This is a genomic window from Halorubrum saccharovorum DSM 1137, assembly GCF_000337915.1.
Lineage (GTDB): Archaea > Halobacteriota > Halobacteria > Halobacteriales > Haloferacaceae > Halorubrum > Halorubrum saccharovorum.
Genome location: NZ_AOJE01000010.1, coordinates 111,659 through 137,896, shown reverse-complemented (window position 1 = coordinate 137,896; position 26,238 = coordinate 111,659). Strand labels below are relative to the sequence as shown.

At 69.6% G+C, this 26,238-nt stretch carries 29 protein-coding genes and 1 tRNA gene; 12 read left to right on the top strand and 18 right to left on the bottom strand.

The window, feature by feature from the left end; genetic code table 11:
• Positions 1-436: 436 nt before the first annotated feature.
• Positions 437-510 (bottom strand) — tRNA-Tyr (locus C471_RS02440).
• Positions 511-651: 141 nt separating this feature from the next.
• On the opposite strand from C471_RS02440, the gene C471_RS02435 reads away from it, so the two are divergent.
• A complete protein-coding gene (locus tag C471_RS02435) occupies positions 652-1,578 on the top strand; it encodes a hypothetical protein (RefSeq protein WP_004046375.1) in 927 nt (308 codons plus the stop codon).
• Between the two features lie 102 nt (positions 1,579-1,680).
• Positions 1,681-2,268, top strand: a complete 588-nt coding sequence (locus tag C471_RS02430) for an NAD(P)/FAD-dependent oxidoreductase (RefSeq protein ID WP_004046374.1) — start codon at positions 1,681-1,683, stop codon at positions 2,266-2,268.
• A 206-nt stretch (positions 2,269-2,474) separates the two neighbouring features.
• Here C471_RS02430 and C471_RS02425 read toward each other — a convergent pair whose 3' ends face one another.
• The 8 genes from C471_RS02425 to C471_RS02390 all read right to left on the bottom strand — a co-directional run bounded on the left by C471_RS02425 (position 2,475) and on the right by C471_RS02390 (position 9,119).
• Positions 2,475-2,708: a YgaP family membrane protein gene (locus C471_RS02425; RefSeq protein WP_004046373.1), complete on the bottom strand. Its 234-nt coding sequence runs from the start codon at positions 2,706-2,708 to the stop codon at positions 2,475-2,477.
• A 73-nt stretch (positions 2,709-2,781) separates the two neighbouring features.
• Positions 2,782-2,985 carry a hypothetical protein gene (locus C471_RS02420; RefSeq protein WP_004046372.1) on the bottom strand — a complete coding sequence of 68 codons (204 nt, stop codon included), beginning with the start codon at positions 2,983-2,985 and terminating at the stop codon, positions 2,782-2,784.
• 47 nt (positions 2,986-3,032) lie between these two features.
• Positions 3,033-3,905 (bottom strand): sulfurtransferase, encoded by an 873-nt coding sequence (locus C471_RS02415; protein ID WP_004046371.1) that lies wholly within the window; start codon positions 3,903-3,905, stop codon positions 3,033-3,035.
• Positions 3,906-4,043: 138 nt separating this feature from the next.
• On the bottom strand, positions 4,044-4,469 hold the full coding sequence (locus C471_RS02410) for a universal stress protein (RefSeq protein WP_004046370.1): 426 nt from the start codon (positions 4,467-4,469) through the stop codon (positions 4,044-4,046).
• A gap of 96 nt (positions 4,470-4,565) precedes the next feature.
• Positions 4,566-5,243 (bottom strand): SdpI family protein, encoded by a 678-nt coding sequence (locus C471_RS02405; protein WP_004046369.1) that lies wholly within the window; start codon positions 5,241-5,243, stop codon positions 4,566-4,568.
• A gap of 81 nt (positions 5,244-5,324) precedes the next feature.
• Positions 5,325-5,855, bottom strand: a complete 531-nt coding sequence (locus C471_RS02400) for a GNAT family N-acetyltransferase (RefSeq protein ID WP_004046368.1) — start codon at positions 5,853-5,855, stop codon at positions 5,325-5,327.
• On the bottom strand, positions 5,852-7,147 hold the full coding sequence (locus C471_RS02395; RefSeq protein WP_004046367.1) for an ornithine cyclodeaminase: 1,296 nt from the start codon (positions 7,145-7,147) through the stop codon (positions 5,852-5,854). The genes C471_RS02400 and C471_RS02395 overlap by 4 nt, the downstream gene beginning before the upstream one ends.
• Before the next feature lie 100 nt (positions 7,148-7,247).
• The gene (locus tag C471_RS02390) at positions 7,248-9,119 is read right to left on the bottom strand and encodes a site-2 protease family protein (protein ID WP_004046366.1); all 1,872 of its coding nucleotides are present in this window, start codon (positions 9,117-9,119) and stop codon (positions 7,248-7,250) included.
• 140 nt (positions 9,120-9,259) lie between these two features.
• Between C471_RS02390 and C471_RS02385 the strand changes: the two genes are divergently transcribed.
• Entirely contained in the window at positions 9,260-9,499 is a 240-nt protein-coding gene (locus C471_RS02385; RefSeq protein ID WP_049908927.1) for a hypothetical protein, read from the top strand.
• Between the two features lie 32 nt (positions 9,500-9,531).
• Here the strand turns inward: C471_RS02385 and C471_RS02380 are convergent, their stop codons facing one another.
• The 3 genes from C471_RS02380 to C471_RS02370 all read right to left on the bottom strand — a co-directional run bounded on the left by C471_RS02380 (position 9,532) and on the right by C471_RS02370 (position 13,114).
• A complete protein-coding gene (locus tag C471_RS02380; RefSeq protein WP_004046364.1) occupies positions 9,532-11,214 on the bottom strand; it encodes a methyl-accepting chemotaxis protein in 1,683 nt (560 codons plus the stop codon).
• A gap of 158 nt (positions 11,215-11,372) precedes the next feature.
• Positions 11,373-12,356 (bottom strand): 5,10-methylenetetrahydromethanopterin reductase, encoded by a 984-nt coding sequence (locus C471_RS02375; protein WP_004046363.1) that lies wholly within the window; start codon positions 12,354-12,356, stop codon positions 11,373-11,375.
• 2 nt (positions 12,357-12,358) lie between these two features.
• A complete protein-coding gene (locus tag C471_RS02370) occupies positions 12,359-13,114 on the bottom strand; it encodes a coenzyme F420-0:L-glutamate ligase (protein WP_004046362.1) in 756 nt (251 codons plus the stop codon).
• Between the two features lie 475 nt (positions 13,115-13,589).
• Between C471_RS02370 and C471_RS02365 the strand changes: the two genes are divergently transcribed.
• Together C471_RS02365 and C471_RS02360 are read left to right on the top strand one after the other, a co-directional pair.
• Entirely contained in the window at positions 13,590-14,093 is a 504-nt protein-coding gene (locus tag C471_RS02365) for a DUF367 family protein (RefSeq protein ID WP_004046361.1), read from the top strand.
• 144 nt (positions 14,094-14,237) lie between these two features.
• On the top strand, positions 14,238-14,711 hold the full coding sequence (locus C471_RS02360; RefSeq protein WP_004046360.1) for a redoxin domain-containing protein: 474 nt from the start codon (positions 14,238-14,240) through the stop codon (positions 14,709-14,711).
• A gap of 115 nt (positions 14,712-14,826) precedes the next feature.
• On the opposite strand, the gene C471_RS02355 is transcribed toward C471_RS02360, so the two are convergent.
• A complete protein-coding gene (locus C471_RS02355; protein ID WP_004046359.1) occupies positions 14,827-15,189 on the bottom strand; it encodes a DUF5518 domain-containing protein in 363 nt (120 codons plus the stop codon).
• Between the two features lie 151 nt (positions 15,190-15,340).
• Between C471_RS02355 and C471_RS02350 the strand changes: the two genes are divergently transcribed.
• The 3 genes from C471_RS02350 (at position 15,341) to C471_RS17570 (ending at position 17,102) form a co-directional block, all read left to right on the top strand.
• Positions 15,341-16,372 (top strand): hypothetical protein, encoded by a 1,032-nt coding sequence (locus C471_RS02350; protein WP_004046358.1) that lies wholly within the window; start codon positions 15,341-15,343, stop codon positions 16,370-16,372.
• A gap of 104 nt (positions 16,373-16,476) precedes the next feature.
• On the top strand, positions 16,477-16,776 hold the full coding sequence (locus C471_RS02345) for a hypothetical protein (protein ID WP_004046357.1): 300 nt from the start codon (positions 16,477-16,479) through the stop codon (positions 16,774-16,776).
• A gap of 149 nt (positions 16,777-16,925) precedes the next feature.
• Complete coding sequence (locus tag C471_RS17570; RefSeq protein WP_004046356.1) at positions 16,926-17,102, top strand: hypothetical protein; 177 nt, start codon at positions 16,926-16,928, stop codon at positions 17,100-17,102.
• Positions 17,103-17,142: 40 nt separating this feature from the next.
• Here the strand turns inward: C471_RS17570 and C471_RS02340 are convergent, their stop codons facing one another.
• A complete protein-coding gene (locus C471_RS02340; RefSeq protein ID WP_004046355.1) occupies positions 17,143-18,207 on the bottom strand; it encodes a type II glyceraldehyde-3-phosphate dehydrogenase in 1,065 nt (354 codons plus the stop codon).
• Between the two features lie 178 nt (positions 18,208-18,385).
• Between C471_RS02340 and C471_RS02335 the strand changes: the two genes are divergently transcribed.
• A complete protein-coding gene (locus tag C471_RS02335; protein ID WP_004046354.1) occupies positions 18,386-19,336 on the top strand; it encodes an aminopeptidase in 951 nt (316 codons plus the stop codon).
• 34 nt (positions 19,337-19,370) lie between these two features.
• Here the strand turns inward: C471_RS02335 and C471_RS02330 are convergent, their stop codons facing one another.
• On the bottom strand, positions 19,371-20,309 hold the full coding sequence (locus C471_RS02330) for an HVO_0234 family beta-propeller protein (protein WP_004046353.1): 939 nt from the start codon (positions 20,307-20,309) through the stop codon (positions 19,371-19,373).
• Between the two features lie 121 nt (positions 20,310-20,430).
• On the opposite strand from C471_RS02330, the gene C471_RS02325 reads away from it, so the two are divergent.
• Positions 20,431-21,414, top strand: a complete 984-nt coding sequence (locus C471_RS02325) for a hypothetical protein (protein WP_004046352.1) — start codon at positions 20,431-20,433, stop codon at positions 21,412-21,414.
• 587 nt (positions 21,415-22,001) lie between these two features.
• Here C471_RS02325 and katG read toward each other — a convergent pair.
• Together katG and C471_RS02315 are read right to left on the bottom strand one after the other, a co-directional pair.
• On the bottom strand, positions 22,002-24,143 hold the full coding sequence (gene katG, locus C471_RS02320; protein ID WP_004046351.1) for a catalase/peroxidase HPI: 2,142 nt from the start codon (positions 24,141-24,143) through the stop codon (positions 22,002-22,004).
• Between the two features lie 321 nt (positions 24,144-24,464).
• A complete protein-coding gene (locus tag C471_RS02315; protein ID WP_004046350.1) occupies positions 24,465-24,851 on the bottom strand; it encodes a cupin domain-containing protein in 387 nt (128 codons plus the stop codon).
• A gap of 169 nt (positions 24,852-25,020) precedes the next feature.
• Between C471_RS02315 and C471_RS02310 the strand changes: the two genes are divergently transcribed.
• Positions 25,021-25,254, top strand: a complete 234-nt coding sequence (locus C471_RS02310; RefSeq protein ID WP_004046349.1) for a DUF2249 domain-containing protein — start codon at positions 25,021-25,023, stop codon at positions 25,252-25,254.
• A 42-nt stretch (positions 25,255-25,296) separates the two neighbouring features.
• Here C471_RS02310 and C471_RS02305 read toward each other — a convergent pair whose 3' ends face one another.
• Entirely contained in the window at positions 25,297-25,635 is a 339-nt protein-coding gene (locus C471_RS02305; protein ID WP_004046348.1) for a glutamyl-tRNA reductase, read from the bottom strand.
• Between the two features lie 129 nt (positions 25,636-25,764).
• On the opposite strand from C471_RS02305, the gene C471_RS02300 reads away from it, so the two are divergent.
• The gene (locus C471_RS02300) at positions 25,765-26,130 is read left to right on the top strand and encodes a group I truncated hemoglobin (RefSeq protein ID WP_004046347.1); all 366 of its coding nucleotides are present in this window, start codon (positions 25,765-25,767) and stop codon (positions 26,128-26,130) included.
• Positions 26,131-26,238 lie beyond the last annotated feature (108 nt).

The window sequence follows — 26,238 nt, the reverse complement described above, 5'->3', positions numbered from 1 at the left end:
CTTTCACTTAGTACTCAGAACCAAAGCAAATTCAACCACTGTGAGAGCAACTCCTCCATGAAGCTGTGTCACAGGCAAATTCAAAACTTGAGAAATCCCTGCGTTGTACTATGATTATGAAGATATCAAGGGGGCGGCTATTGTAAAACCGTCGACGGGGATGGGAAATTGCACACGCCCGTGTTAACACGGTCGAGTAAAGGTATCCTGAGATCGGCACGGCGTCTCTCGTTGAAGCATCGCCCTGCCTCAGCTAAGGAGGACTGTGCGCCCGTGACCCTCATAAGCCAATGCTGTTCTCCACTGTGGGCAGCCAGATATACGTAAAGACAGTGCGACAGTCACCCTCGGTTTGTGACCAATTATATTCCAGTGAGATAACGAAAATCGCCTGGGAGCATGGATCTCTTCGGCAACAGAGCGCAAAGGCAGGAAGTCCGCCCTCCCCGAATTGAACGGGGGACAAGTCGATCTACAGTCGACTGCTCTACCAGGCTGAGCTAAGGGCGGTTACCGTATTCTACCCGCTGGATCCAACTTAAGGGTTCCCTTTCAGAACCGGTGTGATCCGCCGTACCGCGGGGGGGATTGGAACTCCTCACCCCACCCGCCGCGCGCGGTTTTTAAGTCGCTCGGGGCGGGAGCGAGGGTATGGCCGACGGCGACGATCGACAGGCGACGTTCGGGTCGGACGGGAGCTTGGAGACCGACACGACGCCGGACGCGACCGGCGAGAACGACTTCGGCGAGGAGAAAGAGGCCAACGAGACCGACGGCGGGTACAGCCGGTACGTCGTCTCCAGCCTCCTCCAGAAGGCGGTGCGCCGCTCCGACGAGGAGGTCGCCGCGTGGGCCGCGTGGGAGTTGGCCCGCTCCGGCTACGCCTGGAACCTCTGGGACCGCCTGAACCTCTACGTCGTCGAGGACCTCCGCGCGGGCAGCGACGTGGCGCTCGCGATCGAGCGCTACGAGGAGCTCGCCACCGAGCGCTGGGAGCCCGCCGAGTGGAAGGGTCGGATCTGCGCGATCCACGCCGCGCTGGCGGCCGCTCGCGCGCGCTCCACCCGCGAGGCCTCGAACGCCGACGCCTACTTCTCCGCCGTCGCCGAGGTCCGCGCCGAGGCGCGCGAGCGCGGCGAGGAGCCCGCCCACGACTTCCCGGTCGGCGACCTCGAACCGGAAGGTGAGTTCGACGCGGTCTTCGACGGTCACACCGGCGAGGGCGCGCGGCGCGACCGCGGCACGCACTTCTTCAAGACCCACGGCGGTCGGGTGGGGCCGGAGGGCGAAGACGACCAGAGCGCGCGCTGGCTGCGACTCGCGATGCTCCTCGACGACGAGACCGATTACTCGGCCGACGACCTCGACCGCGCGGTCGAACCGGTTGATCCCGAGAATCCGTGGGGCGACGGCGCCCCGGACGACGAGGGTTCGGACGACGAGAGCGACCCTCTCAGCGAGCACGAGAGCGACCCTCTCAGCGAGCGCGACACCGCGGGCGGGAACGGTTCCGACGACGGCGACGCCGATGTCCCCGGATCGGAACGTCACGGCTCGCTGTCCGACTTCTCCGAGTAGCGACGGGGTCTGATCTCCTCCGATCTCGCTACGATCGTCCGACGTGCCGTGTCGATGACCGCTTTCGCCAGCCCTTATCAGCGTGCGCCCGTTACGATCCGTATGGCAGACGTAGCAATCGTCGGCGGCGGACCGGCAGGGCTCAGCGCGGGACTGTTCGCGGGCAAGAACGGGCTCGACGCGGTCCTGTTCGACACCGACAAGACCTGGATGCACAAGGCGCACCTGTTCAACTACCCCGGAATCGGCTCGGTGGGCGGCAGCGAGTTCCTCGCGACCCTCCGCCAGCAGGCCGACGACTTCGGCGTCGACCGGAAGCAGGGCGAGGAGGTCACCGCGGTCGAGGCGGCCGGCGACGGCTTCGCCGTGACGACCGAGGCGGGCGAGTACGAGGCCGACTACCTCGTGTTAGCGACGGGCGCGAGCCGCGACCTCGCCGAGTCGCTCGGCTGCGAGTTCGACGGCGACCTCGTCGACGTCGGCGTCTCGATGGAGACGAGCGTCGAGGGGGCGTACGCGACCGGCGCCATGGTTCGCGCCGAGGAGTGGCAGGCGGTAATCTCGGCCGGCGACGGCGCCGCCGCGGCCCTCAACATCCTCTCGAACGAGAAGGGCGAGCACTACCACGACTTCGACGTGCCCGACACCGCGACCTCGGTGTTCGGCGACCTGATCGACGACGACGAGTAAGCGCCCGATTGCGGCTTTTTCCGGCGTTTCGATCGATACCGAGAGCGATAGCGCGGCCCCGGTATCGGCGATCGCTCAGTGCGAACGAACCGTGCCGTGCGCTCGGGTGCGACTCGAAGGGGCGGTCGTCACGGTGAGGACGACGGCGGCCAGTCCGAACAGCGCGAACTGCGCCAGGGCCTTGCAGCCGGCGCCGGTCCCTCGTCTTATCGCGACTCGCCCACCGACGCCGGACACGTGTCGACGCCGAGCAGGGCGTAGAGCCCGCAGGTACCGGTCGCGGCGGTTCCGAGCATCAGAAGCGCGGCGACGCCGAGCACGGGCGCGGCGAGTTCCGGGAGCGGCAACGCGCCGCCGAGAGTTCCGAGCGAGGTGATCCCGAGGACCGCTCCGAGAGCCGTTCTGACGCGCTTATCGGTCGCACCAACATTTTGTTGCATACCTCACAATACTACACACAACCATATATAGGTTTGCACGGCCGGAAAATGTCAAACGTCGGCTGGCCGGCTGTCAGAGCGACGAGGCGGTCAGAAACAGCCCAAGACCGACGAGCAACGGTCCGCCGACGTATCGCGTCAGTCGGACCAGGCCGGTGGTCGGCTCGGGGTTCGCCGCTCCGCTGTTCCTCGCGCGTGCGACGCGTCGCGGCCAGACGATCAGCACGACGCCGAAAAGAGCGGCGCAGAACCCGACGACGGCGTATCGGAGGCTCATAGCCGGAAATCGGTCGATAACGTCCTAAAATTGGCGCCGGGACCGCCCTACTCGCCCGTCTCGATCGGCGCGCCGACGAGGTTCCCCCACTCGGTCCACGAGCCGTCGTAGTTGCGGACGTCGTCGTAGCCGAGCAGCTCGTGCAGGAGGAACCACTCGATCGACGAGCGCTCGCCGACGCGGCAGTAGGTGATCGTCGACTCGTCGCCGTCGACGCCGGCGTCCGAGTACAGCTCGCGGAGCTCGTCGGCGCTCTTGAACGTGCCGTCCTCGTTCAGCGTGGTGCCGATCGGGACGCTGCTCGCGCCGGGAATGTGGCCGCCGCGCTGAGCGGTCTCGTTGAGCCCCTCAGGAGCGATGACCTCGCCGGAGAACTCCTCGGGAGAGCGCACGTCGACCATGGGGATCCCCTCCTCGATCGCCTTGTCGATGTCGTCCTTGTAGGCGCGGACGCTCTCGAAGGGACCGCGGGCCTCGTACTCGCGGGGCGTGAAGTCGGGCTCCTCGGTCGTGAGCGGGTAGTCGTTCTCGACCCAGTACCCCTTCCCGCCGTCGATGACGCGCACGTCGTCGTGGCCGTAGTACTTGTAGATCCAGTAGCCGAACAGCGCGAACCAGTTCGGGACGCGCCCGCCGCCGTACACGACCACCGTGGTGTCGGCCTGAATGCCCCCCTCGCCGTTTCGGGCCGCGAAGTCCTCCTTCGAGACGATGTCGCGCTCCGTCTCGTCGGTGAACACCTCGTCCCACTCGAAGTTCAGCGCGCCCGGGATGTGGCCCTCCTCGTAGGGCGTGTACTCCGACTCGTCGGTGACGGTCGGGTTGTTGATCTCGACGAGCCGGTAGGCCGGGTCGTCGCTCTCGAACTTCTCGAGGTTCGATTCCACCCAGTCCGCCGTGACGAGTGAGTCTTCAGGCATCAACCGTAATAGGGCACAACACGGCTTTTAAGGACCGATAATGGCGGTTCTTTCCGGCGCCTGTGACGCCGGCGTCCCCGGTCTGGGCGTCGAAAGCGTGGCGGAGCGGCCGACGCGGTCGGATCTACCGGCCGACAGCTACCGGATCACCGTCACCGGCACGTCGGCCTTGTCGACGACGCTCTTCGCGACGCTGCCGACGACCTGTTCGCGCTCCTCCGAGAGCCCCCGGTGGCCGACGTAGATGGCGTCGACGGCCGCCTCGCCCGCGTACTCCGTGATCGCATCGGCGGGACGACCGGTGAGCAGTTGGGTCTCCACGTCGATCGGCTCGTCGCCGACCGCCTCCTCGGCGATGTCGCGGGCGCTCTCCAGGACGCCCTGGCCCGCCTCGACGGCGGCCTCCTCGCCCGGGAGGATGATCGTCCCGTCGACCAGCTCCGAGTCCGGCGTCAACACGTGGGCAATCTCCAGCGTCTCGTAGAACGCGACCGCCTGTCGCGCGGCGTAGCGGACCGCTTCGTCGCCCTCCGTCGATCCGTCGGTTGCAACGAGGTAGCTCATACTCGGAGATGGCACGGGCACCCACATAACTCCTGTCCGGCGTTCTCGGGTCCTGACGGCGCGGGGTGACGCGACGGCTCCGCGGGCGGCTCGCCGTTACGTCTCGGATCCCGGGTCGACCGAGCCGCCGTCACCGCGCTCCATGCGGGAATACGCCACGTACGAGTACGCCGCCGAGACGACCGCGGCCGTCACCACCGGTCCGACGAGGAGGACCACCGCGTACTCGCCGAACGCCAGGCCCGCGAGGCCGACGAGCGCGGCGAGCTTGAACAGCCGTCCGCCGAGCCGGTGGGTCCGGTCCCACACCGCGTCGCTGCTGAGCGTCCACGGCGTTCGGATCCCCATGAGCCAGTTGCGCTCGGTCCGAGGGAGCACGGCGCCGACGTAGTAGACGAGCAGCGAGACGCCGGCCACGATCAGGGAGGTGAACGGGAACTCGTAGCCGAGGTTGAACGCGAGGATCCCCGCGTGAACGACGAACAGGAACGCCGTCAGCGCGACGACGAACCAGTCGTAGGTCGGGCGGAAGGCGGCGACGTTCTCGCGGAGCGGGTCGATCCGCGGCAGGGCGGCCAGAAGCAGGACCAGTCCGGCCATGATCGCCGGAGACAGCCAGACGGCGGTCGCCCGCGGGAGGGTCCCGGCCGGCCGGCCGGCGGCGTCCCAGTTCGTGACCACGCGCTCGGGGAGCGAGGGCGCCGCGAACGCGCTCAACGCGGCCGCTATCAGCACGAGCCCCGCCGCCACGGAGAGTCGCTGAACGCTTCGCATGCGGCACGCAACGAGGGCCAAACAGAAGAACGTGTCTGCGAACCGATCCGGAGCAGGCGGGGCGCCCGCCGGTTCGGAGCGTTAGCCGTCGAGCGGGCGCGCCACCATCTCGCCCCACGATTCGAAGCCGTGACGGTCGTAGAAGGCCTTCGCGCGCTCGTTCGCGGGGTCGACGTCGAGCACGAGGCGGTCGAGCGGAAGGTCCTGATCGCCGGCGAGCGCGACGGCGGCGGCCATCAGGTCGTCGGCGACGCCGGTGCCGCGGTGCTCGGGGGCGACGTAGAGCTCGTTGACCACGGCGGCGTCCCAGACCATCGCGAGGCGCTCCGGGAGGACGAAGACGTAGCCGACGAGGTCGTCGTCGCCGTTCTCGTCGAAGTCCTCGCCGCCCTCGTCGACCGCGACCGTCACGCACCGCTCGTCGTCGGCGACGCACCGATCGACCCACGCGAGCCACCGCTCGCGGTAGCCGTCGGTGAGCTTCCCCTCGTAGGCGGCGGCCTTCCCCTCGCCCCCGGTCGACTCGCCGAGCCCGCGCTCGAAGGCCGCCTTCAGATCGTACAGCGCGTCCGCGTCGGTCTCGGGGTCGTACGGCCGAATCTCGGCGGTCATTCCTCCTCGGCGTGGGGGTGTCCGTCGCCGTCGGCGACGGCGATTCCGCCGTCCTCACCTTCCAGCACGAACTCCGCGAGCGTGGGGACGAACGTCCCGATGTCGGTGACCATCCCGACCGCCTGCGCGGAGCCGCGGTCGAGCAGTTGGGTGACCGTCGCGGGGTTGATGTCGACGCAGACGGTCTTGGTCGTCGACGGGAGACAGTTCCCGACGGCGACCGAGTGGAGCAGGGTCGCGAGCATCAACACGATGTCTGCGTCGTGGGCCTGCTCGCGGATCGCGTCCTGCGCCTCGACCGCGTCGGTGATCGTGTCCGGGAGCGGCCCGTCGTCGCGGATCGAGCCCGCGAGCACGGTGTCGACGTCGTTTTTCACGCACTGGTACATCACGCCCTCGGTGACGATCCCGTCCTCGACGGCGGCCTCGATCCCGCCCGCCCGGATGATCTCGGAGATGGTCCAGATGTGGTGTTTATGCCCCTTCCGCGGGTGTTCGAGCGTCTCCACGTCCATCCCGAGCGAGGTGCCGTACAGCGAGCGCTCCAGGTCGTGCGTGGCGAAGCCGTTGCCCGCCGAGAGCGAGTCGACGTAGCCCGCCTCGACCAGTTCGGCGAGCGCGTCGCCCGCCCCCGAGTGGATCACGGCGGGACCGGCGACGACCATCACGTTCCCGTCGGCCTCGGTCACCTCGCGGAGCTCCTCGGCGACCTCGCGGATCGTCGACTCGGAGGGGCGCTCGGAGGAGACGCCGCCCTGCATGAAGCCGAACGCGCCGCCGCCGCTGCGCGGGCGCTCGGGGGGGTTCACGCGGATGCCGGACTGGTCGGTCGCGACGAGGTCGCCCTCCTCGACCGCGTTGAGCACCTTCGTGTACGCTCGGGGACCGCCGTCCGGACCGCCTTCGGGATCGACGATCAGCGCGCAGTCCATCTCGATCCGCTCGACGTCGATCCACTCGCCGTCGTACAGCACCTCGGTCGGGTGGTTCGTGGTCGAGTAGAAGTCCGGCGGGACGACCTTGTCCGCGGGCGCCGTCACGAGCTCCACGTCGCTCGGATCCTCGAGCACCGCGCCGTTCTGGTGGAGCTCGTGGAGGATCGCCTGGAGCGTCTCCGGGCTCTCGGCCGAGACCGCCATCCGACAGTACGACTCCGCCTCCTCGTGGGTCCCCACGTCGAACTGCTCGACGTCGAAGGAACCGCCCAGGTCCATCACCGCGCCGAAGCAGCGCTGCATCGTCCCGCTGTCGATGATGTGGCCCTCGATCTCGACGGTGCGTGAGTGGCTCATACCTCACGGTTTCGCCCCGCGGAGAAACCGGTTTCCCATTCGGCGAACGTCGCGGGGGGCTCGATCTCCGACCCGACCGCTCAGTCGTGACCGTGCCAGGTCAGAGCAGCCCGAGGGCCATGAGGATCTGATTGCCGAAGATCATCATGATCAGTCCGGCGAGCATGACGAGCCCGGAGGAGACCGTGATCGTCCGGACCGCGGCGTGGCGGTCGGAAATCGGGACCCGGCTGACCACCGCCTCGGCGACCATCCGGAGGATGCGACCGCCGTCGAGCGGAAACGCCGGCAGGCAGTTGAACAGCGCGAGCTGGATGTTGATCCATCCGGTCCAGAAGAGGAGGTTCGCGAGGAGGAACGTCCCGCCGCCGAGCGCGGCGAACGCGCCCTCGACCACGAAGAAATTGGTCATCTCACCGGTGAAGCCCGCGAAGTTGAACGGGAGCCCGAACAGGCTGCCGAGCGGGAGGATGAGCGAGGCGAACACGAGCCCGAGCGGGGAGCCCGTGAGTCCCCCGAGCGCGAGCCCGTCGGTCGCGCCCTCGCCGCCGTCGCCGCCGAGCAGTTCGAGGTACGCGCCGGCCGGGTACTCCGAGACGCCGAAGTCGTCGAGCGCGAGCCCGCTGGAACCCGGGAAGACGCTCACGCCGATGAACCCGCCGTCGCGGTTCGGATGGGGATCGAGCTCCACGTCGTAGGGCACGCGCTCGTCGTCGGGACCGTACGCGACGACCTCGACGGTCGCGCCGGGGTCGCGATCGCCGAGCGCCCCCGAGAGCTCGTCGTTGTTCCGGACGCGCTCGCCGTCGATCGAAACGACCGTCATCGGCTCCCCGAGTGGGGCGCCCGCCGCGTGGAGGGGGCCGTCCTCCTGCACGCCGAGGGCGTACGCGCCGATCGGGATCTCGGCGGTCTCGGTGTCGACGGTGGCGTTGGCCGCGCCGTCGGCGTCGACGGTCACCGTCGCGCGCTCCGCGTCGCCGACGGCGGCGAGGAACTCCCGCTCGGTCGCCACGGATTCGCCGTTGACCTCGGTGATCGCCACCGGCTCCGACTCGATCGTCACGCCGAGCGGGTTCCCGCCGGCGGTGCCGATCACGTGGAGCTCGCGGTCGACCTCGACGGTTCGCTCCCCGTCGCCGTCGTCGGCCGTGACGCTGACCGTCTCCCCGGCGTCGGCGAGCGCTGCCTCGAACTCGTCGGCGGTTTCGACGGGCGCGCCGCCGACCGCGACGAGGCGGTCTCCGTGAGCGATGTCGGCGGCCGCGGCCGGCGACTCGGGGGTCACCTCGCCGACGGCGTAGCCGGGGGCGGGCGCGATCGCGCCGACGACGGGACCGAAGAGGAGCGCGAAGACGAGGACCGTGAGGACCGTGTTCGCGGTGACGCCCGCGGCGAACATCCGGGCGCGGGCGCCGCGGGAGGCCTCCTGGGTCGCCTCCTCGTTCGGCTCGACGAAGGCGCCGACCGGGAGGAGCGTGAAGAAGACGAGCCCCATCGACTCGATGTCGATCCCCTCGACGCGGCACAGCAGGCCGTGCGCGCCCTCGTGGACGACCATCGCGATCGCGAGGCCGGCGACGATCTCGGGCGCGACCGAGAGGGGGAGGAAGTCGTTCACCCCGGGGATGATGAGGAAGTTCTGCGGCTGCTGTATCGCCGAGGGCTGGGCGGTTCGGAGCGCGGACAGCGCCGACGAGAGGATGAGGACGAACGAGCCAATCATCGCGACCAAGGCGCCGCCGAGCCCGAGGTTCGCGACGGCCCGCCAGAGCCGCTTCGGCGCGGCGAGCCGGTTGAGGAAGACGCGGCCGCGGAGGGTTCTGAGTGTCAGTACCGGTCCGGAGACGCGGACGGACTCGGGGAGGACCCCTCGGTTCCGGAGCCATATCGCGGCCGCGGAGTACGCGAGGACCCCCGTGAGGACCCACAACAGCGTGTTCTCGGCGAACAGTTCCGTCAGGGCGTTCATGACGAACAGGTCCGTGTCGGTCGGGTGTAAGCCGTTCGGTTGTCAGGACGGGGGCCGCCGATCGCGAGTCGCCTCTCGGTCGCCCGGGAAGGAGGGCCGCGAACTCAACACCCAAGTACCCCCCGGTCCAACTGCCGGCCATGATGGCGCTCATCGACGTCGTCTCTCGACTCGTCGGGGACGTGGGACGGTTCGTGGACCTGTTCGTGAACGACCTGATCCTCGGCGCCGGCGATCCGATTTCGGCGCTCCTCGTCGTCGTCGGGCAGGTCCTGCTCGTCGGCGCGGTGGCCGTGCTCGGATACGCGGCGGTCGGCGCCCTCTTACAGGAGATCGGCGTGACGCTCCCCTCGCTCGGCGGTCGCGGCCCGGCGGAGTAGCGTTTCACCGGTTCACGGCAGCGGCTCCCTGCTCAGTCGTCGCCCGCGCCTGCGATCGATGCTCCCGAGCGCTCCGGTTCGGGACTTTCGGTGCCGGACGCGGTGGCTCGGTCGGCGTCGCCCTCGGGAACCTCGAACTCGCCGAGCGTGGCGAGCAGCTCGTCGGACTGGTCCGAGAGCGCGTGGACCCGACGGGTGACCTCCGAGACCGTCGCGGTCTGCTCTTCGGCCGCGGCGGCCGCGGTCTCCGCCTCCGTCGCCGTCTGCCGGCTGACCGAGGCGATGTCGTCGACCATGTCGACGACTTCCTGGGTCGTCCGCGCCTGGTCGTCGGTCGCCTCGCTTATCTCCTGGACCGTCTCGTCGACCGTCGTCACGTCCTCGACGACCTCCTCGAACTCCCTGAGCGTCGACTCGATCGTGGCGACGCCGTCCGACACCTGCGACTCCATCTCGTCCACGTCCTCGGCGGTCTCCGCCGACGCCGCCTGCACCTCGTCGATGCGCCCCGAGATCGCCGCGGCCTCCTCGCGGGTCTCCTCGGCGAGCGCCTTCACCTCGTCGGCGACGACCGCGAACCCGTCGCCGGAGCCGTCGGCCCGAGCCGCCTCGATGGAGGCGTTGAGCGCGAGCAGGTTCGTCTCCTCGGCGATCCCGTCGATCACGGAGGCGATCTCGTCGATCTCGTCGATCCGGTCGACGAGGTCCTCCACGGCGGTCGCCGTCTCGGCGATGCCGGCTTCCAGCGCCTCCAGCTCCGCGATCGCCGCGGTCGCCTCCTCGCGGCCCGCCCGCCCGCGGTCCGCCGCGCTCCGGGCGGTCGCCGCCGCGTCGTCGGCCGACGCCGCGATCTCCTCGACGGTCGCCGAGAGCGTGCTCATCTCGCCGGAGACCGACTCCAGCGCCTCGGTCTGTTCGGCGGCCCCGTCGCTTATCTCCTGGACCGAGCGCGCGACCTCCTCGCTGGCGCCGTCAACCTCGTCCATGCTCGCGCGCACGTCGCCGCTCGCGTCCGCGACCTCGCCCGTGAACGACGCGACCTCGCCGACCGTCCCGCCGAGCGTGGTCACGAGACGGTTGTAGTTCTCGACCAGCTCGGTGTACCGGTCCTCGTCGGTGGCCAGCGCGTCGCCGTCGATCGTCGCGGTCAGGTCGCCGTCCCGCGCTCGGCCGGCCGCGTCGCCGAAGGCGTCGACGAGCGATTCGAGCTCGGCGGTGTACGCTTCGAGGTTCGCGGCCATCTCGTCGAGCGAGTCGCCGAACGTCCCCGGCACGTCCTCGTCGAGCGCGGGGTCGTCGAACTCCTGGGCCGCGAGCGCCTCCGCCTGCGCCGAAACGGTCCCGAGGTAGCGTTCGACCGCGACGAACGAGTTCACGAGGCTCCCGATCTCGTCGGGTTGATCGCTCTCGGAGAGGGCCGGACCGGAGGCGTCCGTCGCTCCCGTCCCGCTGACGGCGTCGATCTCGCCCGCGGCGATCGCATCGGCGCCGGACTCCAACTGTCGGAGCGGGGCCACGAAGTCGCTGCGCACGATGAGAAGGGTGTTGTAGATCGCGAGCACGGCTCCGAGAAACAGGGCGCCGGAGAGCACGTACGAGAGCCTCCCGGAGACCAGAAACGGCACGAGAAAGATCCCGACGGTGACGAGAAACTGGATCCCGACGGCGGTGACGACCTTGCGCTCTATCGACTCGGAGATCCCCAGGCGGTCCATCGTTCCCCACAGGAGGGTTTCGTACCGCCCCCGGAGCCCCGGGCGTCGCTTTCGTGTCGTCGACATGCAGGGAACTCGGCGGAAGCGGGTTATGAAGCTCACCCCGGAGTTATCAGGCGCGATTCCCGATTCTCGGGCCGCGGAAACGCCGCGGTGATTTAAAAGGCGCCGTCCACGGCCTCGGCCGCGAGGTCGACCGCACTCTCCAGATCCGGGCCGAGGGGCGAGCCGACCACGAGCCCGTCGGCGTGCTCGGCGACGGCGGCGGCGCGCTCGCGGACCGTCTCGGGGTCGCCCGCCATGCAGAACGCGTCGATCATCCCGGGGGTCACGCGCTCGAAGGCCGCGGAGAACTCGCCGGCCGAGACGCGCTCGCCGATCTCCGCGGCCGCGTCGGGGTCGATACCGTGGCGCTTCAGGACCGGCGGCGCCGCACCTCCCGCGATGAACGCGACCGGGGGGCGGGCGGCCTCGCGGGCGGCGTCGGCGTCCTCGGCGACCGAGACCGCGGCGTACGCGATCAGATCGAAGTCGCCGCGGCCGTCGGGACGCTCTCCGAGCCCGTCGTCGACCTGTTCGCGGGCCCACGCGAGGTCCCTCGGATGCGACCCGTTGTACAGCAGCCCGTCGGCGTGTTTCGCGGCCATCCGACACATGTGCGGCCCCTCGCCGCCGACGTGGACCGGGATCGACGCCCCCTGTGGCGGCTCGTAGTTGAGCCCGGCGCCCGCGGCGTCGAAGGTCCCCTCGTGATCGACGCGCTCGCCGGCCCAGAGCCTCTGGGCGGTCTTGAACGCCTCCAGCACGGGCCGGAGCCCGCGCTCGTCTTCGAGCCCGAGGTTCCGGAGCGTCGAGGGGTCGCCGGGGCCGAGCCCGAAGACGGCGCGGCCCGCCGACAGCTCGTCGAGGGTGGCGACCTTCGAGGCGAGCGTCACGGGATGGGTCTCGTAGGGGTTGGCGACCCCCGGGCCGAGCCGGACCGAGTCCGTGGCGGTCGCGAGCTGCGAGAGGAACGCCCACGGGTCGCGGTTGTTGTAGTGACACGTCGAGTAGACGGCGTCGTAGCCGGCCTCCTCGGCGCGGACGCCGAGGTCGACGAGGCGGTGCAGGTCGTGTTCGGGGGTGAGTTCGATGCCGAGCATGGTTACTCCTGAAAGGTCCACTCGCGCAACGCCTGCCGGACGAAGTCGCCCTCGACCTCGCGGAAGTGGTTGTCCGAGCCGTCGTGGTCGCCGAACTCCCAGTCGCGGACGACGACGACGGGGGTGCCGCCCGCGCCCTCGCCGGCGACGAGGTTGGCGGCCGACGCGAGCTCGTCGATCACGTTCTGGACGGTGACGCCCATCTCGCGGCCGTCGCGGTCGCGCTCGCCGCGCCAGTCGCGGCTGGCGGGCATCCCGGCCCAGCCGATCGCGACCCCGCGCTGGCCGTGTCGGAACGGGCGCCCGCAGGTGTCGCTGACGACGACGCGGTCGGCGGCGAGCCCCTCGCGGATTCGCTCCGCGCTCTCGGAGGGGCGCTCCGGGAGCAACAGCAGGTCGCCGCCGGGGACGTTCGACCGGTCGATCCCGGCGTTGACGCCGATGTGACCGAAGCGGGTCGCCGTCAACAGGAAAGGCGCCTCCATGATCAGCTCCGTCGACTCCTCGATGACGGCCTGCGCGAAGCGCGGGTCCTTCTCCTCGCCGGCGATCGCCGCGAGCCGGTCGGCGACCTTCTCGGCGCGCGGGCTCGCCGGGAACTCCGAGAGGTCGAAGACGCGGCCCTCCGCCTTGGAGACGACGGTGCTGGCGACGACGACCACGTCGTCGTCACGGAGGTCGACGCGATCGCCGATCATGGCCGCCAGATCGTCTCCTTCCCGGATCTCCGGGAGGTCCGGAACGGCGAACAGCTCCATACACGCACCTGCGTGGCGATGAGGAAAAACCCCGCCGGTACCGGGCCGGTTTGACGGTATCGGGCTGTCGGAATGGGGGAAGGGGGTTCGGCACAGTGGGCGGCGACGATCGCTTATAAACCGGATTGCGGTGGCGCGTGCCTGCGAGCGGCCGGCAGGCCGCGAGTCAGCACGCGCGAGGGACGCGGCGACCGAAGGGAGCCGCGAGGCTGGGGAGGTGTGAGGCTGCGGTGCTGCGCCGAGCGGGGTGGGACACAAAGGGGCAGCCGCGAGGACGACGCTCGACGACGCAAGCACCGCAACGAGGGAGCAACGCGACCGAGTGAGGAGCGCAGCGAGGCGCGCGAGTCCTCGCGGCTGGGGCTTTGGAAGTGTTCACTGCAGAGTCACTGATCATCTATCGTCGATCGCCCGTGATGCCGGCATTCCCTTCCGCTCCGCACACCTTATAAACGACTCACACGACTTCGTACTCGTGGACCTGCACGTCCGGTACGAGGGCGACGACGACCCCGACAAGTGCACGGCGCGGAAACTCGCGCGGTTCGACCTCGCCGAGCTGCACCGCTCCGACCGCGCCACGCCCTACGGCGTCGTGTTAAACCCCCACGCCGAGCGTGCGCTCTCGCCAGCGGACGCCGGTCTCGCCGCCGAGAACGCGCTCGTCGCGCTCGACTGCTCGTGGGAGTCGGCGGGGGAGAAGATGTTCAGCCTCCCGGGCGAGCACCGCGCGCTCCCCTACCTCGTCGCCGGCAACCCCGTGAACTTCGGGCGCCCGATGCGACTCACCACGGTCGAGGCGTTCGCGGCCGCCTTGGCGATCCTCGGCGAGCGCGACCACGCCGAGCGAATCATGGCGAAGTTCACGTGGGGCGAGACGTTCCTCGAACTCAACGAGGAGCCGCTCCGGCGATACGCCGCCTGCGAGGACTCCGCCGAGGTCGTCGCGATCCAACAGGAGTACATCGACCGGGAGTAGCCCGGCTCTCACGCGCCCCGGCTCTCACGCGCCCCGGCTCTCACGCGTCCCGGCTCTCACGCGTCCCGACCGGCGGGAGACCGGTGCCGGCACCGAACGTGAGCGCGACAAGCCTTTTGCGTGAATCGACCCTACTACGCAGCGATGGTATCCACAGGCGACGCCGCACCCACGTTCACCGCGACGGTCGGCACGAGCGATCACGAACCGTTCGACCTCGACGACCACATCGGCGACGGGCCGGTCGTGCTCGCCTTCTTCCCGGGCGCGTTCACGCCCCCGTGCACGAACGAGATGGTAGCGTTCCAGGAGCGCGTCGCCGAGTTCGACGACGCGGGCGCGACGCTGTTCGGAATCAGCGCCGACTCCCCGTTCTCGCAGGGCGCGTTCCGCGAGGAGCACGGGATCGAGTTCGACCTCGTGAGCGACATGGCCGGCGACGCGATCCGAGCGTACGGGCTGGAGATCGACATCGCCGACCTGGGCCTTCACGGGATCGCCAACCGGGCGGTGTTCGTGCTCGACGACGGGGGCGAGGTCGTCTACGACTGGATCGCCGACGACCCGACCAACGAGCCGGACTACGACGCCGTCCTCGACGCCGTCGAGAGCGCGTAGGCGTACTCGGCCGGTACTCTCTATCGGTGGTCGGTCTCGATCTGCCAGCAGACTCTCGTCCATTGATTCCGCAAATCTGCACGGCCGCGACGAAACCGACCGCGACGAAACCGACTCAGTCCCCGATCACGCCGCCGATCGCGCCCGCGAGCGCCGAGTCGACAGCGAACAGGAACGTCACGAACAGCCCCACGACGAGCACGCCGGCGCCGCTGAGCAGGCCGCCGACGGGGCCGCCGAGGAGCCCCACGAGGCCGCCGAACGCGGCCAAGAGGAGGGTAACGGCGATCCCGCTCACCGACCCCGCGAGCAGGCCGTGCCACGTCCCGGAGAGCAGCCCGCCGCCGGCGACGTAGCCGGCGACGAACCCCCCGATCAGCCCCGCGCCGATGTGCCCGACCACCGGGGCGAACGTCGCGAGGAGCCCGGCGATCACCATCACCACGAACCCGTAGCCGACGGCGCGCCAGTCGGTCATACGCCCCCTACCCGTCCCCCGGATAAATACTCGCTGCCGCGTCCGTCCGGGTTTCCAACGCCCCGACGCGACACCGTCCGGCCGACCGACTCTCGTCCGTCAGCCAGCGCGACGGCCGGAATTTAAGCCGTCAGCGCCCCAACGACCCGCCATGCCCTCCGAGTCCGGCGTATCGATCGACGGGATACGGTCGCCGACAGACCGGGACCCCGGCGCGGATCCAGAGGTCGATCCCGCCGCGTCCCCCGGGTCCGAGACCGACACCGATCCCGAGATGACTCCCGTTGAGTGGGGACCGGTCCGTTTCGAGCGCCTGCGGTCGCTGGCGTTCGGCGCGAGCGTGACCACGGCGGGACTCATCTTCGCCGCGCTGCTGTTCGCCGCCGTCGGCGTCGCCGCCTCGGTGCTCGGGGGGAGCGCCTCGCCGTTTGGAGGCGACGGACCGCCGGCGTCGACGTGGGCGTTGCTCGTCCTCCTCTTCGTCGGCGGTCCGATGTCGCTACTGTACTGGCTCGTGGCGTACGATCAGACCTCACCGGAACGGCGCCGAGAGCTCCTGTCGCAGTTCGGCGACTACGACTTTGACCCCTCGCGGTTTCGGATCGGCTGGACGCTCGCCGGCGCGGGCGCCGTGCTCGTGGGCGTGGTGGCGGCGATCGGGCCCGGCCCGTTCTCGGCCGCGCCGTCGCTTTTCTCCGGCTTCGCCCCGCTTCTCGTTTCGATCTTCGTGTTCCTCCCGACGCTCGCCGGGTCGCGCGGGACCGACGTGCGCCTCGACCCGGCCGCCGAGACTATCGAGCGGACCTCCCGGAGCCACGACCGGACGCGCTCGGACGACCTCGGGTCCGTGATCCGGACCCGTCGGATCGACCTCCCGTGGACGACCGTGTTCCTGCTCGCGTACCGCGGGAACGCCTGGTACCGATCGACGCCGTGGCTGTTCGTCCCGACCGACCGCGCCGACGAGGTCGAGCGGCGGCTGGACGCGGCGCTCGCGCGGAGCGGCGGACCGGATCGGGCCAGCGTCCCGGAGCGCGTCATCCTCGCGATCGTGGGCTCCGCCTCGCTCGTCGTCGGCCTCGCGATGGCCGTCGCGGCCGGGGAACCGGCGGCCGGGGCGCTGTTGGCGCTCCTGACGGCGCCGTTCAGCTTCCTCTTTCTCGCGCTCGCGGCTCGGCTGTGACGCGGCGGCGGCCCCGCACGGACCCCCGCCGAACCACACCTCCGACACCGGACGTGCCACCCCCTACCACGCGACTCATATACTCGGGCCTCGTAGGTCCGTCCATGGACCGACAGCGTCTGGAGAAGGCCCTCGATTCGAAGTTCGGCGGGACCGAGGCCGAGCGGCGAGCGGTCGCTCGGGCGGCTCGCGACCTCGCCGACTCGGGGCGGCCCTCCCGAGACCGCGGGCACGCCCTCACCGTGCCGGGCGTGATCGACCACCTCGAAGACGCGCCCGACGGCTCCTCGCTCGTCGAGCGCTGGAACTGGTGGCTGGGCGCGCTCGACGCCGCCTACGGCGGCTACGACTACTTCACCGTGCGGTTCGTCGAAGGCGACGAGGAGGCGGGGCTCCGGCGGTAGGCAGCGAGGGCGCCGCTCGTTGTCTCCCCAACGTTCACACCGTCAACGGATTCCTTTCACCTTCACTTTCACATTCACTTTCACATTCACTTTCACTTTCACTCCGCGGATGGCTCGCTTATACGGGCGTTCCGACCCTCGTTGACGGTATGAGCGCGACGAGCCACGATCAGCCCCGATACGCGACGCCGACCCGCGTCGACGTGACCGAGTGCCGGACCGATCGGATCGCCGACCGCGCGCGGATGAACCGCGTGCGGGGCAGCGAGGTCCACCTCGAACGCCGGGGCGGGCGCACCTTCCTCGTGACCACCCCCGCGGAGTGAGGCGAGAACAGACGGCGGGGACAGACGTCGGCCTCCCCGATCAGTCGCCCGCGGCGATCTGGTTGCGGCCGGCTCCGCCGTCGGACAGCAGGCTGTCGAGGCCGACGCCGAGCGCCTCGTTGGTCCGCGCCGTCGACTCCTCCCGGGAGATATCGGTCGCCAGCGTGCGGACCGCGTCGACGTTTTCGGGCACCACGTCCGCCTCTTGGTGGACGTTCTGGAACAGGTACAGGTCCTTCCCCTCGACGCTTATCGACTCCTCCCAGACGCAGTTCTCCCAGAGGTCGCCGCGGTCTCGGCCGATGTCGGCCGCGTAGTCCTTCAGAGTCCCGGCGCCGTCGATGCCGGCGCGTTCGGGGATCAGGAACAGCCGCGTCTCGTCGCGGAGCAGCTCCCGGACCTCGTCCGTGGTCGGCTCTCCGCCGAGCGTGACGTTGACGCTGTGGGTGTGCATTCCGGTGACCGGCGCCTTCAGCGCGGCCGTGTCGACGTCGACGTCCGGGAGGATCGTGTTCACGTCGGGGCCGTGGTGGGAGGGGACCGTCGCCGGGTCCGGCACCACGTCGTTTATCGGGCCGCGGTCGGTCTCGCTCGGGTCGCCGCCCCGCCGCACGAGGGTCACGCGCGCCTTCTCGACGCCGTACGCCTCGTCGAGCGGCGCGAGCAGCCGCGAGAGCCCCGTCGTGTTACAGGAGACGACGCGGAGCGAGCCGACGTCGCCGATCTCGCCGCTGGCGCGGGCGTTGAAGGAGGCGTCCGCGATCGCGGCGTCCTCGCCGCCCTGGTAGATCGCGGGGGTGTCGTGAGCCTCGTAGGTCGGTCGGTTGCGCTCGCCGACCCCGCCGGGCGCGCAGTCGACGATCACGTCGACGGCGTCGAGGAGATCGTCGAGGGTACCCGCGATCCCGAGGCCGGCGTCCTCGAACTCGTCCGCTCGGTCGTCGATCGCGACGTACAGGTCGTAGCCGCGACGGAGCGCGGCCTCGGCGCCGTAGTCCGGGCTCGTCTTCGTTACGCCGACGAGTTCCATGTCGGCCTGAACCGCGACCGCGTCCGCGACGCGTTTCCCGATCGTCCCGTACCCGTTGACGCCCACGCGTATCATGGATACCGCTCGCTCGGCGACCTGCATAATGTTTTCGAGTGGCGCAATAAGAAATTAACTACGCGGAGAGTAATCCGTCGGTTAATTCGCGCACTAGGAGGATGAAACTGGATTTCGAAACGGAGTAAACGAACTATCGATGGGAAGGACTAACGCCCGGCGCCCCGGATCGGCGAGCATGTCGAGCGATCTTGCGGACGCCGCCGAGACCGCCGTCGAGCAGTGCCTGCGCGTGACGCCGGACGAGTCCGTCGTCGTCGTCACCGACGACAAGCGCGAGCGTATCGGCGAGGCGCTCTACGAGGCCGCGACCGCCGTCACCGACGACGCGACGATCCTCCGGTACCCGCCGGCCGACCAGCACGGCACCGAGCCACCGGCCCCGGTCGCGGCCGCGATGGCCGAGAGCGACGCCTTCCTCGCGCCGACGACGAAGAGCCTGAGTCACACTCGCGCCCGCGGGAGCGCCTGCGAGGCCGGGGCGCGCGGCGCGACCCTTCCGGGGATCACGGAGCCCGTGTTCACCACCGGACTCGACGCCGACTACGCCGCGATCGACGCCGCCTGCGACGACGTGCTCGCGCGGGTCGCCGACGCCGACGAGATACGGGTGACCTCGCCGGCGGGCACCGACATCACCTTCGGCGTCGGCGACCGAGAGTGGCTCGCCGACACCGGGATGGTCCACGAGCCGGGCGACTTCTCGAACCTGCCGGCCGGCGAGGTGTTCGTCGCGCCCGAGACCGCGACCGGCACCTACGTCGTCGACGGGACGATGATGCCCCACGGCCTGCTCGGGAAGGGGCGTGAGTTGGTCTTCGAGGTCGAGGACGGGCTCGTCACGTCCGTGAGCGACGACGCGGTGCGCGAGGAGCTCGAGACCGCCGCGGAGTCGGTCGGCGACGCCGCCTACAACCTCGCCGAGCTGGGGATCGGGACCAACGTGGGCGTCGACGAGCTGGTCGGCTCCGTCCTCTTAGACGAGAAGGCCGGCGGCACGGTCCATATCGCGATCGGCGACAACGCCGGGATCGGGGGCGAGACGGACGCCCCCGTCCACCTCGACGGCATCCTCCGGAACCCGGCCGTCTACGCCGACGGCGACGAGATCGACCTGCCGAGCGCGTAGGGGCGCGGCCCGCCGGATCGGTACCGCTCCCGACTCACTCCACCGCCCCGAGCGCGACGCCCGCGACCCCCCGCACGCCGACGACCTGGTGACGCCAGCCGTCGCCGGCGTCGACGCAGAGCGTGCCGGCGTCGGTGACGGCGACCGACACGCCTGGACCGTAGCCGAGCGCGACCGGCTCCTCGTCGACCGGGAGATCGGTCGCGGTCCACGTCCCGGCGCCCCACTCGTCGTCGCTCGCGTGGACGAACAGGTCCCCGTCGGCGGCCGCCATCGCGTGGCCGTCGCCGTCGGCGGCGACCGCCGTCGCGTCGCCCTCCAGCGCCGACATCCAGCCGTTGCCCAGCCAGTAGACCCCCGCTCCGGTCGCGGCGAGGGGCGTTCCGACCCCCGCCACGTCGCGGGCGTCGTCGAGCCCGACCGCGGTGAGCGCGCGGGCGGCGTTCGCACCCGCGCCGTCGCCCTCGGTGACTCCGGGATCGGTGACCCGGTGGACCCCGTCGCCGGCGGCGACGAGGGGGCCGTCGATCGCGCGCGGATCCGACGCGGATCCGACCGAGGCGATCGACGTCGCCGTCGGATCGGAACTCGCGTCACCGACCTCGATACGGCCGATCTCCCCGCCCTCGCTCGCGACGAGGAACGCGCCGTCGTGGACGCCGACGGCGACGATCGACTTCGCCTCGTCCGGGTCGTCCGTGACGGGTTCGAACTCGGGATCGTCGCCGACGGGCGCGACCTGAAGCCCGTCGGGGGTCGCGATCCCGACGAGGTCGGGGTCACCGGCGCGGACGAGGACCGCCGCGTCGCGGGCGGGGCCGCGAGCGACCATGTCGAACGCGCCGATCTTGTCGGCCGAGAGCGCCACCCGGACGACGCCGCTCTCGGTAGCGACGTACGCGTCGGTACGGCCCGCCGTCCCGGCGTACACGCGCTTCTCCTCGATCGAGATGTCGTCTTCGGCGGGTGCCATTGCCGGGAGTTCGGCCGGGGGTCTCATAAGCCCCGCGCGGGGCGGCGACGGGGACGGCAGGGAGCCGATCCGGTTCACTCCTTCCGATGCCCATTAGGTCGCCGAGGGCGTACGGTCGAGGGTGCAATCGGTCGCCGCCGAACTCGTCGCCCTGCTCGCCGAGGTGGCCCCGCGGATCGCGCGCATCGCGGCGTTCATCGCGGTCGGCGTCTTCGCCGCCAACGTCGCGGTCGCGTTCGGACTGATCCGGTACGTCGCCGGGCTCGCCGGGTGGCTCACCCGGCCCGCGAACCTCCCCGACGAGGTCGGCACCGCGATCCTCACGACCGCGGCGTCGACGACGGCCGGGTACGCCACGCTCGCCGAGTACCGCGAGTCGGGCCTGCTCGACGACCGGGCGACGCTGGTCGCCGTGACCATCAACACGTTCTTCGGGTTCGTCCAGCACGTGTTCACCTACTACATCCCGGTGTTGATCCCGATCTTGGGAGCGAAAACCGGGGCCGTCTACGTCTCCGCGCGCGCCGGGATCGCCCTGGCGATCACGGTCACCGGCGTGCTCGCGGGCGGCGTCCTGCTCTCCGAGCGCAACGTCGACCGTGGCGCGCTCAGCGAGGTCGATGCGACCGGTCCCGACGCCGACGACCGCACGAGCCGCGAACGCGTCCGCGAGGCCGGCGAGAAGTCGTGGGCCACCCTCCGCCGGATCGTCCCGCGGCTCGCGGTGGTCTACACCCTCGTGATCGCGCTCGTGAACAACACCGACGTGGAAGCCCTGACGAGCGTCGCCGAGCCGATCACCGGCCTGTTAGGGCTCCCCGGCGCCGCCGTCCCCGTGATCGCCGTCTACACGCTCGACACGACCGCCGGCGCGGTGACGCTGGCCGGTACCGCCGACGGCATCTTCACCGTCCGGACCGCGGTCGCGAGCCTGCTCATCGGTGGCATCCTCTCGTTCGCCGTCTCCACGTTCCGACGCTCGATCCCCTTCCAGTACGGGGTCTGGGGCGCCGAGTTCGGCACGAAGGTGATCGCCGTCAACACCGGCCTGAAGCTCGTCTTCATCTCGTTCACGGTCGCGCTGTTACTCGCGCCGGTGTGGTGAGGGATGCTGTCGGCGCGTGCCTGCGAGGCCGCCTCGCGGCCGAGCAGCACCGCGCGAGGGACGCCGCGAACGCCCGCAGGGCGTGAGCGGCGAGGCTGGGGAGGCGTGAGGTGCGGGTGCGTTCCCGCGAGCGGAGCGAGCGGGAGCTCGGAAGTCGCAGCCCGCGCAGCGAACGTAGTGAGCGAGCAGGACCGTCTTCCGGTGGTGCTGTGCGGGATGGGACTCAAAGGGGCAGTCGCCGGCGGCGTTGCCGCCGGCTGCCAGAGGCGCGAAGTGCCTCGCTGCCGGGAGGGCGACGGCGCGCGACGTAAGGACCGCAAGGAGCGAGCACCGCGAGCGACTGAGGACCACAACGAGCGCACCGACCCCCCCGGCTGGGGCTTTGGAGGTGTCCACCGCAGCGTCGTCAATCTCGTACTACCGAGCGACTGAGGCTTTGGAGGTGTCCACCGTCGAGTCACCCCGCAGACGACCAGCAAGAAACGGAACCGGTGTGCGAAAATCGGGAACCTACAGACCGTGCCCTCGACAGTCGGTGAATAACGGTTCAAAAACGCCACCCGCAAAAACCGAAAACGCGTCGACTTCTAGAGGTCGAAGCGGTCGAGCGTCATGACCTTGCTCCACGCGTCGGCGAAGTCCTGAACGAACTTCTCCTCGCCGTCGGCGGCGCCGTAGATCTCGGAGACGGCGCGAAGTCGGGAGTTCGAACCGAAGATCAGGTCGAGCCGAGTCGCCGTCCAGTCGACCTCGCCGGTCTCGGGGTCGACGAGCTCGAAGACCTCCTCGTCGTCGTCGACGGGCTCCCAGTCGCGGTCGAAGTCGAGCAGGTTGACGAAGAAGTCGTTCGTCAGCGTCTCCGGCTCGTCGGTGAACACGCCGCGGTCGGAGCCGTCGTAGTTGGCGTCGAGGACGCGCATCCCGCCGACGAGCACCGTCATCTCGGGGACGGTCAGCTTCAGCAGCTCGGCCCTGTCGACCATCTCGTGTTCCGGCTCGCGGGGCAGGTCCTCGCCGAGGTAGTTACGGAAGGCGTCGACCTCCGGTTCGAGCGCCTCGAAGGACTCCTCGTCCGTCTGCTCCTGCGTGGCGTCGACGCGCCCCGGCTCGAACGAGATGTCCACGTCGTGGCCGGCGGCCGCGGCGGCCTGCTCGACGGCGAGGTTGCCGCCGAGAACGACGAGGTCGGCGAGCGACACCCGCGTGTCGTCGTCGCGCGACTCGTTGAACTCGGCCTGTATCTCCTCGTAGGTCTCCAGTACGGACTCCAGCTCCTCGGGGTGGTTGACCTCCCAGCTGCGCTGGGGTTCGAGGCGGATCCGCGCGCCGTTCGCGCCGCCGCGCTTGTCGCTGTGGCGGAACGTGGAGGCGGACGCCCACGCGGTCTTGACCCGCTCGGAAATCGAGAGGTCGGACTCCGCGATCAGCTCTTCGAGCTCGGCGACCTCCGCCTCGCCGACGACGTCGTAGTCGGCGTCGGGGAGCGGATCCTGCCAGAGCATCGTCTCCTCGGGGACCTCGGGACCGAGGAACCGCTCCGGCGGACCCATGTCGCGGTGGATGAGCTTGTACCACGCCTTCGCGAACGACTGCTGGAACTCGTCGGGATCGTCGCGGAACTCCTCTAACACCGCCCGGAAGTCGTCGTCGTGTTTCAGCGCCACGTCCGTCGTGAGCATCATCACGTCCTCCTTGTCCGCGGGGTCCTGCACGCCGGGGGCGGCGTCGTCGAGCTCGTCGTTCTTCGTTGTCCACTGCCACGCGCCGCCGGGACCCTTCTCCGGCTCCCACTCGTAGCTGAGCAGGTTGTTAACGTAGCTCAGGTCCCACGCGGTCGGCGTGGCGTTCCACGGTCCCTCGATCCCGCTGGTGATCGTGTCGGGACCCTTCCCCTCGCCGAAGTCGTTGTCCCAGCCGAGGCCCTGCAGGTCGATCGGGGCGTCCTCGGGCTCCGGGCCGAGGTGGTCGCCGTCGTCGGCGCCGTGAACCTTCCCGAAGGTGTGCCCGCCGGCGATGAGCGCGACCGTCTCCTTGTCGTTCATCGCCATGTGGCTGAACGTGTCGCGGATGTTCGCCGCGGACCCCTCCAGGTCCGGTTCGCCGTTCGGCCCCTCCGGATTCACGTAGATGAGGCCCATGACGGTGTTCCCGAGGGCGTCGTCGAGTCGTCCGTCCTCCTCGAAGCGCTCCGCCGAAGTCGACTCCCACTGATCTTCCGGACCCCAGTCGACGGCGTCGTCGGGCTTGAAGTCGTCCTCGCGGCCGCCGGCGAAGCCGAACGTCTCGAAGCCCATCGACTCGAGGGCGACGTTTCCGGTCAGAACGATCAGGTCCGCCCACGAGAGCTTGCGGCCGTACTTCTGTTTGACCGGCCAGAGCAGCCGCCGCGCCTTATCGAGGTTGACGTTGTCCGGCCAGCTGTTGAGCGGCGGGAGCCGTTGCCGCCCGCCGGAGGCGCCGCCGCGGCCGTCGTGCGTCCGGTACGTGCCGGCGCTGTGCCACGCCATCCGGATGAAAAGCGGCCCGTAGTGACCGTAGTCGGCCGGCCACCAGTCCTGAGACGTCGTCATTACCTCCTCGATGTCCTCTTTCACCGCGTCGAGGTCGAGCTCCTCGAACGCCTCGGCGTAATCGAACTCCTCTTCGAGCGGGCCGGGGTTGCCGGCGTGCTCGTCGAGGACGTCTAGGTCTAGCTGGTTCGGCCACCAATCGGTGTTGTCTCTTGGCATTATGATTGAAGTTCCGTGGTTAGTTCGCTCGTAACCGCACCGAAAGCGTCTGCACGGGGGATCCACCCGCCCAAAACGGGAGCGCCGGGGTCCGCCAGCGGCGCAAGATCGACCGGCGCAGCGAGCTCGGCGACGCCCGTCTCGGAGGTGGAATCGTCACGCATTCGGCGTCACCGTTTCTTCATCGACCTCGAATAAAAGTCTGGCTACTGTCCGCCGTGCCATTTATTAGCCGGAATATTAGTTTCGGCTTCATAAATAATATTTTCAAGAGACAAAACCCCTCGCCGAGGCGATCGGCGGTCGCGACTTCCGGTCCCGCTACTCCCCGTCGCCCCGCGGATCGAACTCTCCGCGTCGAAGTCCCTCTCTGACGGGGTCGTGTTCAGTGTCGGTCGGCGGCGGCGCGGTGACGAGCGTCGCCTCCAATCGCTCCCCACCGTTCGCCTTCACGCCGCGCGCGGTGCCGCCCTCCACGACGACGACATCGCCGGGTTCGACCGGTCGGTCGGTCTCGCCCTCCCGGACGACGCCGGAACCGGATCGAACCGTGATCGCCACGTCGCTGTCGGGCGCGTGGACCGGGATGAACTGTCCCGGCTCGAAGTAACCGCAGACGACCTTCATCCGGTCGCTCCGGAACACCTCGCTGGTCGAGAACCGCTCGTCGACGTAGCTCCGCTCGGCGTCGAAGTCGGTCGCCGGCACGTCACTCACCCCTCCGGGCGGACGGCGCGCGCCGCTCTCTGTCGGTGCCGGTCGACGTATTGGCAGTCGTGTCTGTCACGATCGGGCGTTCGTGGCCCGTCGGCGAGTGAGTGTTCCCGAACGTGTTCGGCTTAACACGGAATCGGACGGGGCTCCACTCTTCGATCGCATGCCGAGACTCGACGTCCGCGAGATCCCGCCGGTGAACCGCCACGACAAGATACACGAGGAGTTCGACGGGATGGACCCGGGCGAGACGCTCACCATCGTCAACGACCACGAACCGAAGCCGCTGTACTACGAGATGGCGGCCGAGGTCCCCGCGTTCGACGAGGAGGCGTACGAGGTCCGCCAGAACGCGCCCGACGAGTTCGTCGCGGAGTTCCCGAAGACCGAGGACTGAGTGCCCCGATGGAACGGCGGCGACACCGTGTCGGGGTCGAGGCTACACCTCGTCGAGGTCGAAGAGCCGGCGGACCGCCCGCGCTCGTCCCCGCTCCCTCGCCCCCTCGGTCCGAGCCGCCCGCTCCAGCGCCTGCTCCGGGGCGGCGGTCAGCGCCTCGACGAGCGCTGATCCGAACTCTCGGACGGTCTCGCGCTGATCGTCGGTGAGGTCGCCGCGGGCGTCGAGCACCGAGACGGCCTCCGCGACCTCTCGCCGTTCGATCGCGTCGGTTCGGCGGCGGAGCCGCCTCCGGAGCCGCTCCGGATCGGGCGGCGCTCCGAGTTCGTCGTGATCCCCCTCGGATCGGGCGGCGTTTCCGTCGGACCGGTCAGTGCTCATGTCCGAGCGTCGGCCGTCGCCGGGGTGTGTGTTCCCCCGAACGTATTCGGGTCTGACCGGGCGACACGGACAACCCCCGAACATGTTCTTTCGGAGGCGTCTTCAGTCGGAACGAAGTCGATCGACGTGATGCCTGACTCCAAGTCAATCTACGCCGACATCGGCGGCCGAGAGGCAGTCGAGGCCGTCGTCTCGGACTTCTACGACCGCGTCTTCGACGATCCCGTCCTCGAACCGTACTTCGAGGGCGTCGACCGCGAGGCGCTGTACGCCCATCAGGTCCAGTTCATCAGCGCGGTCGCCGGCGGCCCGGTCTCCTACGAGGGCGCGGACATGCGAGCGGCCCACGAGGGAATGGGGATCACCGAGGAGGCGTTCGGGCGCGTCGCGACTTACCTCGGGGAGGCGCTCAGCGAGAACGGCGTCGCCGAGGGGAACGTCGAGGCGATCCTCAAAGAGGTCGGCGCGCTCGAACCCGACGTGGTCGGGCAGTAATTCGACCGGAGTCGGTCCGTCGGTCCCCGCCCCACGTCGATCGGGACCGGCAGACACACTCATCGAGACCGGCAGACACACTCAAGTTCCCGCCGCGGGACGTGCCTC